The organism is Candidatus Rokuibacteriota bacterium (assembly GCA_030647435.1).
Lineage (GTDB): Bacteria > Methylomirabilota > Methylomirabilia > Rokubacteriales > CSP1-6 > AR37.
Window position 1 is genome coordinate 17,216 of the sequence record JAUSJX010000092.1, and the last position, 12,443, is coordinate 29,658.

Consider the following 12,443-nt stretch of genomic DNA (forward strand, 5'->3'; position numbering starts at 1 on the left):
CGCGCGTCCGTTGACGGGGGCCCACGATTTGGCAAGAATCCTATCAGGATGACCCACTTACGCGGTACGCGTCGAGCCCTGCGGGCGGGGCTCCGCTCCCTGGGCAATTCCTGCGGCTTTTCGCTGATCGAACTCCTGGTCGTCATCATCATCCTGGGCCTCCTGGCCGGCCTCGTGGGCCCTCGCCTCTTCGGCCGCATCGGCCAGTCCAAGCTGGCCGCGGCGCGCGCGCAGATCGAGCTCTTCAGCGCCGCCCTCGACCAGTACCGCCTCGACGTGGGCTCCTATCCCGCCTCCGCCGCCGGACTGGAGGCGCTCGTGCGCAACTCGAATGTCCCCAACTGGAACGGCCCCTACCTGAAGAAGAACGCGGTTCCGGCGGATCCCTGGGGCAAGCCTTACCAGTACAAGTGCTGCCCGGGCGATCACGACGACTTCGACATCTGGAGTCTCGGCGCCGACGGCGCGCCTGGCGGCGACGGCGAGAACGCCGACGTCGCGTCATGGTCGGTCAAGTGAAGCGCGGTTTCACCCTCATCGAGCTGGCCGTGACGCTCTTCGTCCTGGCACTGGCCGTGAGCGTGGCCGCGCCTTCGATAGCGCGGGGCGTGGACACGGTGCGGACCCGGGCGGAGGCGGCGGGCATCGCGAGCCTTCTGCGCGCCGCCCGCGAGCACGCGGTCACGCGCAACCGGCCCTACGAGGTGCGGGTGAACACGGAAGAGGGTCTCGTGGAGTTGCGGAGCGGTGATGCGGTGCCCGCGATCCGGCGGCTCCCACCGGGCCTACGAGTGACAGCCGATCCGCCCGCCCGCGTGATCAGCTTCCAGCCGCAGGGCCTGTCCAGCGGCGCCCGGCTCCGCGTCGAGATGCCCGGCCGCCATGCGTACCTCATCACATTGGATGCCCTGACCGGGCGCGTTGCCACCCAACGCGTCGACCCATGAACCGTCGGCACAGCGCGGGCTTCACGCTTCTCGAGGTCCTCGTGGCCATGGTCATCCTGAGCGTAGCCGTCGTGACGCTCATCCAGCTCGCCTCGCAGGGCCTCCGGCTCCTGAAGCTCTCGAGCGATCACCAGGAGGCCTCGCTTCTTGCCGACCGCCTCGTACGGGCCTCGGAGGCTTCGATCGAGGGCATAGAGACCGGTCAGGAGGGCCGGTTCACCTGGGAGCGCCGAGCGCGCCTCGTGGCGATTCCGGATGAGCCGGCTCCGGCCGGCAGCACGGCGCCGCGGGTTTTCTCTCTCTCGGTCGCCGTCCGCTGGGACGGCGGACGGACCGTCGAGGTGGCAACTCTCCGCCTTTCGCAAGCCTCAGCGGCCACACCATGACTCGCGTACGGCCGCCGGGCTTCACTCTGGTCGAGGTGGTGATCGCTCTCACCATAGCGGCCACGCTCCTCGTAGTCATGTTCTCGGGGCTGCGCGTGGGGCTGGCCGCCTGGCAGCGGGGCGACGGGCGTGCCGAAGCCCTTCAGCGCACCCGGAGCATCACCCAGATCGTCACCCGTACCCTGGCCGCCGCGCACCCGTACCAGGTTCCGGCCACAGGCCGGGAGCCTGCGCATCTCCTCTTCGAGGGCGAACCCGACAGGGTGGCCTTCGTTACGACAGCGCCGCCTTTCCCGGCAGCCGAGCCCATCGCGTATACGGCGGTGACGCTCTCGCACGACGCGGGCGCCGGGCTTGCCATCCGCCAGAAGCCGCTGCCGAACGACAAGCCCTTCGAGCGCCTGTCGCCCGCGGTCGTGGATGGCACCGTCACGGCCGTCGCGTTTCGGTACCTCCGAGATTCCGATCGAACTTGGACTGAGAGGTGGGATGCAGACAAGGAAAAGGCTTTCCCGCTGGCGGCGGAGGTGACGCTGACCATCGTTCAGGCCGGGCAGAGCGTCCAGCAGGCGCCGCTCCTCGTCTCGCTGCCGGTGGCCACGCCGTGAGCAATGAGCGTGGCTTCGCCCTCCTGGCGGTGATGCTCGTCTTGGCGCTCCTGGCCGTCGTGGTAACGGAGCTCGCTGTGTCCATGCGCCTCGAAGCCTCCATGGTCCGCTCGTACAAGGACGGCATCGTGGCGACACATCTCGCCGAAGGTGCTGTCCAGCAGGCCATACGAGAGATCCTGGGCCCGGGCGGCGTCCAGGCCCTTGACGAGGACGGCACGCTTGTCTTCTTTCTCGCGCCGGATGGCTCGGGCCTTCCCGTCAAGCTCCCCAAGCTACCCCGCGAGCGCGTGGCCCTCGGCACGGGCGAGTTCTCGTACCGGATAATGGACGAGGAGTCGCGGATCAATCTCAATTCGGCGCCGCCGGACCGCGTGGACCGTCTACTGGCGGCCATCGGCGTCGACAAGCAGGCGCGCGACATCATCAACGATTCCCTCCAGGACTGGAAGGACGCCGACGAGCTCCACCGGCTCAATGGCGCGGAGAGCGAGGACTTCTATCTCAAGCTGCCGGTTCCCTACCGCGCGCGAAACGGCGCGCTCCAGGACACGGCCGAGCTGCTCCAGATCCGCGGCGTGACGCGCGAGATCTACACGGGTGCGAAGGGACAGCCGGGGCTGGTCGACCTCGTCACGGTTGCAGGACGAGGCACCGTGAACATAAACACGGCGCCCGGGCCCGTACTCAAGACCCTCGGGCTCTCCGACGCCGAGGTCGGGGACATCACCCAGACTCGCACCCGCCAGCCCTATACCACCGTGCCCCCGCGCTTTGCCGGCCGGGGCCTCGCGGTTGGGAGCGCGACCTTCAGGATCGAGGCTGAGGGGCTGACCGCCGGGGAGCCGCGGGCTCGTATCGTGGCCATCGTCCAGCGCCGCACGGGCCAGCCGACCGGTCGGGCGGCGCCCGCGATCCGGGTGGCCATCCTGTCGTGGCGCCCGGCCGAGCGATGAGACCGCGCGCGGGACTCTTGATGGACGAGAACCGGCTGACGCTGGCCGTCGTCTCCGCGCGCGGGGAGCTCGAATGCCTCGCGCTCGACAGTGGGGACAATCCGGCAGCCCGTCTGGCAGGCGAGCTTGACCGCCACGGCTACAAGCAGCGCCGGCTTCGAGTGGGCCTCGACCGGAGCCTCGTGGTAGTCAAGGTGCTGGAGCTGCCGCGAACCGGCGAAGGCAACTTCGGGCAGATGGTGCGCTTCGAGCTTGAGCTCTATGTCCCCTTCCCGCCCGAGGACATGGTCAGCGACTGGAGCATCAACGCGGGAAGTGCGGATGGGCCGCTCAGGGTGCTGGTCGGCGCGTGCGAGTCGCGCAGGGTGGATCAGGCTCTCCGGCTGCTGCGCGAGGCCCAGCGCCGTCCTCGTGCGGTGTCCGTCGCCTGCCACGATCTGCGGGCGCTCCTGCCACGCAAGGTCGAGGTCAGGCGCGCGGTGTGGGCGCATCGCCATGACGGACGCACCGACCTGGTGTTCCTGGGCCGCGGGCTCGTGCGCTCGAGTCGGTCCGTGCCGGCCGAGACGCCGCAGGAGCTGGTGCGGGAAATCCAGCGCAGCCTCCCGCTTCTCCGGTGGCGCGATTGCCAGGCGCTGTGGATCTCCGGCGACGAGACCGACCGCTTCCTCTCGGCCCCCGCGCTGGCAGAGCTGGGCGTCGCAGTCTCGGAGCCCCCGTACGCGCCCGATATCCAGACCCTGGCCGATACTTTACCCGAGGAGCACGCCGGCACCGGCCTGCTGGCCCTGGCCGTGGCGGTCGGCTCATCTCACCCACGCATCAATCTGCTGTCACCAGCCTTGCGGCCCCGACGCGTCTCTCGCGGCCAGCTCGTCACGGCGGTCATGCTCGGCCTCACGACCATCCTCGGCCTGGGGTTGCTGGGCGCGCAGGCCTATCAGCGCGACCGGCACGTGAACTTCCTCTCCCAGGAGATCCGGCGGCTCGACCCCGAGGTCAAGGCCGTGCAGCGGCTCGCCGCGGAGGTGGCGCAAAAGAAAAAGCTGGTCGCAGCCCTGAAGAGCGTGGAGGCCAATGGCCTGCGCGCCCTACCCTTCCTGCGCGACCTGACCGAGCTCCTGCCGCAGGACGCCTGGCTTCAGGCGCTCAACATGGACAGCCAGGGCGTGGAGATCATCGGTCAAGCCGGCGCCGCGAGCCAGCTCATCCCGACGCTCGAGGCCTCGCCCTGGCTCGACCGCGTGGAGTTCACCTCGCCCGTGACCAAGGGACAGGGCAAGGAGCAGTTCCGGCTACGCGCCAGCTGGGAGCGGCGCTAAGATGGCAACCCTGACCCGTCGCGAGCGCACCCTGATCGGTCTCGCCGTGGCCGGCCTGCTGGTCGTGGCCCTGTACCTCTACGTCGTGGAGCCGCTGGTCGTCCGGGGCCGTGAGCTGGCCGAGCTGGCGCCGGCGCGCGAGGCTACGCTTGAGGCGCGGCGCCGGCTGATCGCGCAGCGGCCGCGGCTGACCGAGGAGCTGAACGAGGCCGGGCGGGGCTTCGAGGAGCAGGCCGCGCGCCTCCTCCCCGGGCCCACCCCGCCGTTGGCGGCGTCGGAGCTTCAGAAGCTGGTCAAAGAGGTGGCAGCGGCGGCCAATGTGGACGTGCGCAGCGAGCGCGTGCTGCCGCCCGCCGACCTGGCAGGGCTGCAGGAAGTGCCGATAGAGCTGACCGTGACCGGAAATATGCGAGAGACCATGACCTTGCTCTACCAGATCGAGCGCACGACCAGGCTCCTCACGGTCCGGGACATCAAGGTCCGCGTGGTCGCCGTCGGCCAGCCGCGGGAGCTCCTCACCACCCTGACCGTCGCAGGCTACCTCCTGCCCCCGCCGGCGGGCGCGGGGACCAACTAACCATGTCGCGACGGCTCCTAGTCCTCAACGTCGTGCTCGGCATCGTGAGCATCGCGCTCGCGGCAGGCATCGTGCGCACGCTCATCGTGAGACGCGCGCTGCCTGCGCCAGCCGCGCCGCCGGCCGCGACAGCGCCGCCGCCGGCCGCGGCATCGGTGAGCGTGGAGCCCGACCTCTCGGGCTACGCGGTGATCGCGGCCCGGAACCTCTTCAACCCAGGCCGAAGCGAGAGGGCGGTGGCTGCGGCGCCCGTGGCCAAACCTATCCTCCACGGCGTGGTGATAGACGGCGCCAAGAGCCGCGCCTTCCTCGAGGACCCCGCCGCCAAGCGGGTGGCTGGCTACTCCGTGGGCGACATGATTGGCGGCGGCCGCATCCAGCAGATCGCCGAAGACAAGGTCGTGATCGAGCGACCTGAAGGTCCCCTCGAAGTCCTGCTGCGGGATCCGTCCAAGCCCAGGGCGACCACGGTCAGCGCGGCACCGGGCCAGCGGCCTCCGGCTGCAGCAGTGGCACCGGCACCACCGTCGCCTCCGACTCCGCCCGCTTCAACGCCTCCCCAGCTCAGGCGGCGCGTGCCGCTTCTAGGGCAGCCGGGCTATGAGTAGCCCGAGACTGACGGCGTGGCTGCTGCTGGTCGCGCTGGCGCTCGGGGGGTGCAGCTCGTTAGGCGCGGGACGCGCCGGCAAGGCCGCGGGCGCCGCCCAGCCGTCCCCGACCCGCATCGAGGTGCGCACTGAGCCGGTCCCGCTGCCGCCGGTGCCGCCTCTGCCTTCGCCGCTCCCTCCGCCGGCTGTCTCGCAGGCCGCGCCCCCGCCGCCGCTGTCGATCGGCCCCGCGCGTCCGCCCGATCCCACGTCGCCCCCGGCAGCAGCCGCAACAACGGAGGCGCCTTCACCACCGCCGACAACGGGAGCCTCCTCACCGCGGACCATCGTTTTCAACTTCGACAATGCCGACGTCGAAGTTGTGATCCAGGCGGCCGCCGAGATCGTGGGCTTCAACTACGTGCTGGCGCCGCAAGCGCGGGGGCGGAAGGTGACGGTCCAGACCATCGGCAAGATCGCCAGCGACGACGTCTTCAACGTGCTGCTGACCATCCTCGACGTCAATGGCCTGACGGCCGTGCGCTCGGGCAGCCTCTACCGGATCATCCCGCGCGAGGGCGCGCCGCAGGCTTCCGTCCGGACCGTCGTCGGGCGCGACGCGGACCCATCGCGCGCCGGCGACGAGATCCTGACCCAGATCGTGCCGCTCCGCTACATCGGCGCGGCGGACGCGGTCAATCTCCTCCGTCCCTTCGTGCCCGCGCAGGGTGCCGTATCGGCCCACCGCGAGACCAACCTCCTCATCATCACGGACACGGCCGCCAATATCCGCCGCGTGCTCGACATCCTGAAGCTGGTAGACGTCGCGGTCGCGGTGGACGAGCTGCAGATCATCCCGATCAGGAACGCGGATGCTCAGGAGCTGGCGCAGCTCCTGAACCAGATATTCGCCAGCGGCCGGCTCCGGACGGGCGTGGGCGCGGTCGCCCCGGGACTGCCGGTCCCGCTCCCGCGGCCTCCGGCCGCGCCCGGCGTGCCGATGCCTCCCCGCCCGCCGGAACCGGAGGCAGGACCAATCGCCGAGCGGCCACCGCTCATCGTCGCCGAGCGCCGCTCCAACTCGCTCGTGATCCATGCCCGCAAGCAGGAGATGGAGACCATACTCAAGCTGATCGAGAAGCTGGACGTGGACATCTACGGCGGCCAGCGCGTCTTCATCTACTTCGTCGAGAACACCAAGTCCAAGGACCTCGCCGCCACGCTCGATGCCATCTATGGCCGGGGCGACCGGGCGATCCAGGCGGTCCGTGTTGCGCCTCCGGGCGGGCTCACCACCCCGCCGCCACCGCCGCCCGCGCCGCCCTTGCTCGTGCCGGCAAGACCCGTGGTGCCGGGCGAAGGCGGCGGACCCGTGACGGATCTCCGCTTCATTTCGGACGAGGTCACCAACGCCATCATCGTGACGACGTATCCACGCCTCTGGAAGGACATCGAAGAGACGATCCGGAAGCTCGACCGCATGGCGCGGCAAGTGCTGATCGAGGTGCTGGCCGCCGAGGTCACGCTCACGGATGACACGAAGCTCGGCATCGAATGGGCCGTCCGGAGCGGGCGCTTCGACATCAGCAATACCCAGACGGGCGTCCTGCGCTCGCGGCCGCCCGCGGGGTTGATCCCCGGCGGGGGAAGCCTCGGCGGCGGCATCGTCCCGCTCGGGTTCAACGTGTTCACCTTCGCGGCCAGCGAGTTCCTCGCGGCGTTGAACGCGCTCGCCACCGAGAACAGGGTCAATATCCTGTCGAGCCCGTCCATCATGACCAGCGAGAACAAGAAAGCGGTCATCAACGTCTCGACCTCGGTGCCCATCGTCACCTCACAGCAGGTACCGGTCTCGGCAGGCGGCAGCACGGGCAACTCGATCACGCAGACGGTCGAGTACAAGGACGCGGGTATCATCCTGACCGTCACGCCCCGGATCGGCGAGCAGGGCACGGTGGCCCTCGACGTCAAGCAAGAGGTGAACGAGGTGGGTGCCCCGGAGCCCCCGCCGATCAACTCCCCCCGCTTCACCAAGCGGGAAGCGGAAACCTCGGTTGTCCTGCTCAACAACCAGACCCTGGTCCTGGGGGGCCTGATCCAGAACAAGCGGACCCAGATCAGGACCGGCATCCCCTTCCTGAACCGCATCCCGGTCCTGGGCTACCTCTTCGGGTCCACCGAGGAGAAGATCGAGAAGACGGAATTGCTTCTGCTGATCACCCCGCGGGTCGTGGGTACCCCTACGGACGCGGCGCGCATCACCGATCAGATGCGCCGGGGCTCGCCGGAGATCGAGCAGTCCTTCAAGCTGGCTCCCCAGAAGCTGCCGCCGACCCTCAACCCACCGCCCGCGCAGCCCCCGCCCCGCTAGGAGCGTGTCCGACCGGCCGCAAGGCCGTCTAGTCCTTCGGAAGTCCCAGAACCCGCTCGGCCAGGATGTTCCTCATGATCTCTGAGGTGCCGCCCGCGATGGTGTCCCCACGCGATCGGAGGGCCCGGTATTGCCACCAGCCGTCGCCCACCGCGCGCGGGCTCCCCTGCCAGAGCGCAGCATAGGGGCCCTGCATCTCCAGCCCCAGCTCCAGCACCCGCTGCCACGTCTCGCTGAAGAAGAGCTTGGACGCCGACCCCTCCGGTCCCGGCTGTTCCCCCTGGATGAGACGCGTCAGGGTGCGGAGGTTGGCATAGCGGAGCGCCTCCGCGTCGATGTAGGCCTGGGCCAGCCGCTGCCGCATCACCGGGTCCGCCGCGCGACCGCGCGCCCGGGCGAGCTCAAGCAGCTCGGCAATGCCCTGGCGCAGGATGAGCTGGCGGGAGAGGGCGCGCGGCCCGCGCTCGAACATGAGCGTCGTGATGGCCACCGCCCAGCCGCCGTTCTCCCGCCCCACGACGTTCTCGGCCGGCACCTCGAGGTTGTCAAAGTACAGCTCGTTGAACTCCGCGTCCCCGTTCATCTGCCTGAGAGGCTTGACCGTGAAGCCGGGGCTCGCCATGTCCACGATGAAGAACGTCAGACCCTTGTGGCGCGGCGCCTGCGGGTCGGTGCGGGTCAGCAGGATGCACCAGTTCGCGTAGTGGGCGTAGGAGGTCCACACCTTCTGGCCGTTGATGACGTAGTAGCCGTTCTTCGGTGTAGCCCGCGTCTCGACCGCAGCCAGGTCGCTGCCCGCGTTGGGCTCGGAGAAACCCTGGCAGAAGATGTGCTCGGCCGAAAGGATCTTCGGCAGATGCGCCTGCTTCTGTTTCTCGCTGGCGTGGGCGATGATGGCCGGCCCAGCCATGTCGAGGCCGATGGCGTTGGGCAGCTCGGGTGCGTGCGCTCTCGCCATCTCCTCGTAGAAAATCGCCTGCTCGAGCACGGTGGCGCCGCGCCCGCCATAGGCCGTGGGCCAGTGCAGCCCTACGTAGCCCGCACCGTGGAGCTTGCGCTGCCATCCGACGAGGAACTCGGCCTGCGCTTCCCGCGTCTTGAGCCCGGCGCGGATCTTGCCCCAGTCGCCTGGGCTATTGACCTCGAGCCAGCCGCGGAGCTCCGCCCGGAACCGTTCCTGGTCGGGAGAAAGTTTGAAGTCCATGGTCAGGGATTCTAGCGTGGGATACTCGGAGCGTGAAGCGGAAAGCTCCCGGCCGCAAGCCCGCGACACCGCACGCGCCACAACCACTCGCCGCGAGCCTTCAGGCGCTCGAGGAGCGCTTCGCGCCCATCGTGGCCGCCGTCGCACGCGTGGCTCGCGGCGGCGATCCCCCGGCGGTCAGGCTCGAGGGCGCCATGGAGATCATCTTCGGCGCCTACGGCCAGAGCGATCCTGACTTCTCCGAGATGCTCCTGACGGGCTGGATGCGGGCGCGTCACGACAAGCACCACCGGCTGGCGCTGGCCTGGCAGCGCGAGCAGCTCCGGCTGTCGCTCGAGGAGATTCTCCAGGCGGGCGTGGCGGCGGGAGCGTTCAGGAAGGAGCTCGATACGGGCGCCGTCGCCGCCGTCATGCTGGGCGCGGCCGAGGGGTGCCTGCTCCAGGCGGCTACACAGGGCGGGGCCGTGCCACCGGGCGAACTGGTGCGAGCGCTGCTGAGCCTCACGCTCAGCGGGGCCTGAGCGGGCGGTAGCTCGAAGCCCTTCAGCGGCGCCTCGCCATCTCGAGCACGAGCACCAGGACACCCGAGATCATCACGATCCCGTTGAGGATGCCCGACAGGCGATGGAGCCGCGCGAAGCCCGCCGCGGCTGCCGGGTCCATGCCGGCCTGCCGCATCGCTTCGCGCGCGGCGTGGGCGGCAGGCAGGACCACCGCGCCCGCGTACAGCGTCAGGGCGAGCATGAGCAGGACAAGCCCCACGGGCAGCCAATCCCAGCCCCGCCACCCACCCCCGAGCCACCGCGCGCCGAGCCCCACCAGGGCTGCTAACCCGAGGGCCAGGCCGATCGTGTAATAGCGAGGGAAGACCGCGCTCACGAACCGACCGGCGGCCTCCCGCTCGAGGGTCGTGAAGGCCGCGGGTGCGACCACGAAGGCAAAGAAGCCCATGGCGCCGAGCCACAACGCCACCGCCACCACCGTGAGCTGCTTCACCGCCGGGCACCCGCGGCGAGAAAGCGCGTCAGCAGAGCGTTCACCTTCACGGGAGCCTCCTGCTGGACCCAGTGACTCACGCCCGGCAGGTAGGTGATCCTGAACGGGCCCGAGAAATACGCCCGCATCCCCCGCGTCAATTCCTTGCCTAGGGCGAAATCCCTGTCCCCCCAGATGATCAATGTCGGCGCCGCGATCTTCGGCAGTTCCCGCACCGACGGCAATCCGCCTCGGAATGCCGCGCGGTACCAGTTGATGGCGCTCCGAAGCGCTCCAGGCTTGGCGAAGGCCTCCGCGTAGCGGGCCAGATCGGCCGGCTTGAAAGTCCCCTTCCGGGCGCTGCCCGCCAGCATGCCCTTGAGAATCCGGAAGTTGTCGGCCGCGAGCAGCCGCTCCGGGGCGTCCGGCAGCTGGAAGAAGAACATGTACCAGCTCTTCTTGAGCTGTGGGACGTTGCCCCGCTGCAGCTCCCTGGAGAACAGAGCGGGGTGAGGCGAGTTCAGCACGCAGAGCCTGTCGGTCATCTCGGGATGGAGCATGGCGAAGGCGTAGGCCGCCGCGCCGCCCCAGTCGTGCCCCACGATGCAGGCGCGCTCGTGGCCCAGGGCGCGAATGATCCCCGCCACATCCTCGACGACGTTGGTGATCCTGTAGGCCTCGATGCCGTCGGGCTTGTCGGAGTCGTTGAATCCGCGCAGGTCCGGTGCCGCAACGTCGAAGCCGGCCGCCGCCAGCGCCGGGATCTGCCGCCGCCACGAGTACCAGAACTCGGGGAAGCCGTGGAGAAGTAGGACGAGTCCCCGCGCCGGGCGTCCTCCGGCCGCCTCCGAAGTCACGACGTGGAAGCGGAGGCCGTTGGCCTCGACGAAGCGGTGCTGCCAAGGCTCGGACCGGGGAATCTTCGGCATGCCCCTTCTACAGTAGCGGCCGAAGCAGGGCAGTTCAAGTTGACACGCGCGGCCCCGGCTCCTAGCATCGGGCACATGCGCGTGGACTTGGCCGCACGGCTTTGGGCCGCACTGCTCTGGACCGCCCTGGTCTGGGTTGTCCTGCTCTGGGCCGCCGCGGCCCTCCCCGCATGGGCGCAGTCGCCGCTCGTCGCCGAGCTTCGCGTCTGGGCGACCCGCTACCACGAGAACCCGCAGAAGATCGACGAGCTCCGGGCCGCCCTCGAACAGGCGGCACAGGTGAACGCCGACCTCGACACGCTGCTGGCCCTCTCGCAGGCCTGCTTCATCTACGGCGACGTACGCGCGAAGACACCGGAGGAGAAGCTCGAGGCCTATGATCGCGGCAGGCAGATGGCCAAGCGTGCCGTCGAGCTCGCGCCGAGGAGCGCCGCGGCCCGCTTCTGGTACGGCACCAACACGGGCCGCTGGGGGCAAACGAAGGGTGTGATGCGCTCGCTCTTCCTCCTGCCCACCGTCAAAGACGCGATGGAGGCGGCGCTCGAGCTCGACCCCGCCTTCGCTCCTGCCTACGCCCTGGGCGGCAACATCTACTATGAGGTCCCGGGCTTCGTCGGCGGGGACCTCGACAGGTCCGAGGCGATGTTCCGCAGGGGCCTCGAGCTCGACCCTCACTATACCAACATGCGCGTAGGCTTGGCCCGCACGCTCTGGAAGAAGCGGCGAACGGCCGACGCCCAGCGGGAGGCCCTGGCCGTACTGGACGAGAAGGCGCCGAGCAATCCCGCCGACTGGACCGTGAAGGACGTTCCGCAGGCCAAGGCGCTCCTCGAGCAGATCAAGGCGCGCTCCTGAGCCGCCGCCGGCCGCGGCTCCAGATCGGCCGCGTCATCCGGACCCTCGGGCGCGCCGCCAAGCGCTGGCGCACAACCACACTAGCTGACGTCGCAGCCCGGCGGCGCGATCCCTTCCACGTGCTGATCGCCTGCCTGCTCTCGCTGCGCACCAAGGACGAGACGACGGGCCCGGCCGCGGCGCGCCTCTTCGCCCTCGCCGGGACGCCCGAGACCATGCTTCGCCTGACGCCTACGCTGATCGAGCGCGCCATCTTCCCCGTCGGCTTCTACCGCACCAAGGCGCGGGTCATCCTCGGCGTCTGCCGTGATCTCCTGTCGCGGTTCGGCGGCCGGGTGCCGGACGAGATCGACGCGCTGCTCACGCTCAAGGGCGTGGGCCGGAAGACGGCCAACCTCGTGGTCACCAAGGGCTTCAACAAGCCGGGCATCTGCGTGGACATCCACGTGCACCGCATCTCGAACCGCCTGGGCTACGTCCGGACCCGGAATCCGGAGGAGACCGAAGCGGCGCTGCGGCAGAGCCTCCCGGGACGGTACTGGATCGGCTACAACGACCTGCTCGTCTCCTTCGGCCAGAACATCGGCCAGCCCGTGTCGCCCAAGTGCTCGGAGTGTCCGGTGCGCGCGCCCTGCGCGCGCGTCGGTGTCACCCGCTCGCGCTAATCCGAAGCTTCCTCAGCAGCGCGAGGGCGGCCCTGTCGGCCTTGGGCTCTGGATCCTTGGG

Annotated in this window: 15 protein-coding genes; 12 read left to right on the forward strand and 3 right to left on the reverse strand. The window is 69.5% G+C overall.

Translation table 11 applies throughout. The features are described from left to right. The first annotated feature begins 48 nt into the window (after positions 1-48). The 9 genes from gspG to gspD are packed head-to-tail and all read left to right on the forward strand — an operon-like array spanning position 49 to position 7,754. Positions 49-519: a type II secretion system major pseudopilin GspG gene (gene gspG, locus Q7W02_16615; protein MDO8477782.1), complete on the forward strand. Its 471-nt coding sequence runs from the start codon at positions 49-51 to the stop codon at positions 517-519. Then, complete coding sequence (locus Q7W02_16620) at positions 516-947, forward strand: GspH/FimT family pseudopilin (GenBank protein ID MDO8477783.1); 432 nt, start codon at positions 516-518, stop codon at positions 945-947. Before gspG ends, Q7W02_16620 begins: the two co-directional genes overlap by 4 nt. Beyond that, complete coding sequence (locus Q7W02_16625; GenBank protein ID MDO8477784.1) at positions 944-1,333, forward strand: prepilin-type N-terminal cleavage/methylation domain-containing protein; 390 nt, start codon at positions 944-946, stop codon at positions 1,331-1,333. Before Q7W02_16620 ends, Q7W02_16625 begins: the two co-directional genes overlap by 4 nt. Then, complete coding sequence (locus tag Q7W02_16630; protein ID MDO8477785.1) at positions 1,330-1,941, forward strand: prepilin-type N-terminal cleavage/methylation domain-containing protein; 612 nt, start codon at positions 1,330-1,332, stop codon at positions 1,939-1,941. The genes Q7W02_16625 and Q7W02_16630 overlap by 4 nt, the downstream gene beginning before the upstream one ends. Next, positions 1,938-2,897: a type II secretion system protein GspK gene (locus Q7W02_16635; protein MDO8477786.1), complete on the forward strand. Its 960-nt coding sequence runs from the start codon at positions 1,938-1,940 to the stop codon at positions 2,895-2,897. Before Q7W02_16630 ends, Q7W02_16635 begins: the two co-directional genes overlap by 4 nt. Further along, positions 2,894-4,219: a PilN domain-containing protein gene (locus Q7W02_16640; GenBank protein ID MDO8477787.1), complete on the forward strand. Its 1,326-nt coding sequence runs from the start codon at positions 2,894-2,896 to the stop codon at positions 4,217-4,219. Before Q7W02_16635 ends, Q7W02_16640 begins: the two co-directional genes overlap by 4 nt. Position 4,220: 1 nt before the next feature. Beyond that, positions 4,221-4,796: a type II secretion system protein GspM gene (gspM, locus tag Q7W02_16645; GenBank protein ID MDO8477788.1), complete on the forward strand. Its 576-nt coding sequence runs from the start codon at positions 4,221-4,223 to the stop codon at positions 4,794-4,796. Positions 4,797-4,798: 2 nt separating this feature from the next. Then, the gene (locus Q7W02_16650; protein ID MDO8477789.1) at positions 4,799-5,404 is read left to right on the forward strand and encodes a type II secretion system protein N; all 606 of its coding nucleotides are present in this window, start codon (positions 4,799-4,801) and stop codon (positions 5,402-5,404) included. Further along, the gene (gene gspD, locus Q7W02_16655; protein ID MDO8477790.1) at positions 5,397-7,754 is read left to right on the forward strand and encodes a type II secretion system secretin GspD; all 2,358 of its coding nucleotides are present in this window, start codon (positions 5,397-5,399) and stop codon (positions 7,752-7,754) included. Before Q7W02_16650 ends, gspD begins: the two co-directional genes overlap by 8 nt. 28 nt (positions 7,755-7,782) lie before the next feature. Here the strand turns inward: gspD and Q7W02_16660 are convergent, their stop codons facing one another. Continuing rightward, positions 7,783-8,958: an acyl-CoA dehydrogenase family protein gene (locus Q7W02_16660; protein ID MDO8477791.1), complete on the reverse strand. Its 1,176-nt coding sequence runs from the start codon at positions 8,956-8,958 to the stop codon at positions 7,783-7,785. A gap of 32 nt (positions 8,959-8,990) precedes the next feature. Between Q7W02_16660 and Q7W02_16665 the strand changes: the two genes are divergently transcribed. Next, positions 8,991-9,479: a TetR family transcriptional regulator C-terminal domain-containing protein gene (locus tag Q7W02_16665; GenBank protein ID MDO8477792.1), complete on the forward strand. Its 489-nt coding sequence runs from the start codon at positions 8,991-8,993 to the stop codon at positions 9,477-9,479. Positions 9,480-9,501: 22 nt separating this feature from the next. On the opposite strand, the gene Q7W02_16670 is transcribed toward Q7W02_16665, so the two are convergent. Both Q7W02_16670 and Q7W02_16675 read right to left on the reverse strand, forming a co-directional pair. Further along, a complete protein-coding gene (locus Q7W02_16670; protein ID MDO8477793.1) occupies positions 9,502-9,954 on the reverse strand; it encodes a DUF4149 domain-containing protein in 453 nt (150 codons plus the stop codon). Continuing rightward, positions 9,951-10,862, reverse strand: a complete 912-nt coding sequence (locus tag Q7W02_16675) for an alpha/beta hydrolase (protein MDO8477794.1) — start codon at positions 10,860-10,862, stop codon at positions 9,951-9,953. The genes Q7W02_16670 and Q7W02_16675 overlap by 4 nt, the downstream gene beginning before the upstream one ends. A 75-nt stretch (positions 10,863-10,937) precedes the next feature. Here Q7W02_16675 and Q7W02_16680 point away from each other — a divergent pair, with 75 nt between their 5' ends. Both Q7W02_16680 and nth read left to right on the forward strand, forming a co-directional pair. Then, positions 10,938-11,717: a TRAP transporter TatT component family protein gene (locus tag Q7W02_16680; protein MDO8477795.1), complete on the forward strand. Its 780-nt coding sequence runs from the start codon at positions 10,938-10,940 to the stop codon at positions 11,715-11,717. A 35-nt stretch (positions 11,718-11,752) separates the two neighbouring features. Next, on the forward strand, positions 11,753-12,382 hold the full coding sequence (nth, locus tag Q7W02_16685; protein MDO8477796.1) for an endonuclease III: 630 nt from the start codon (positions 11,753-11,755) through the stop codon (positions 12,380-12,382). Positions 12,383-12,443: the final 61 nt, after the last annotated feature.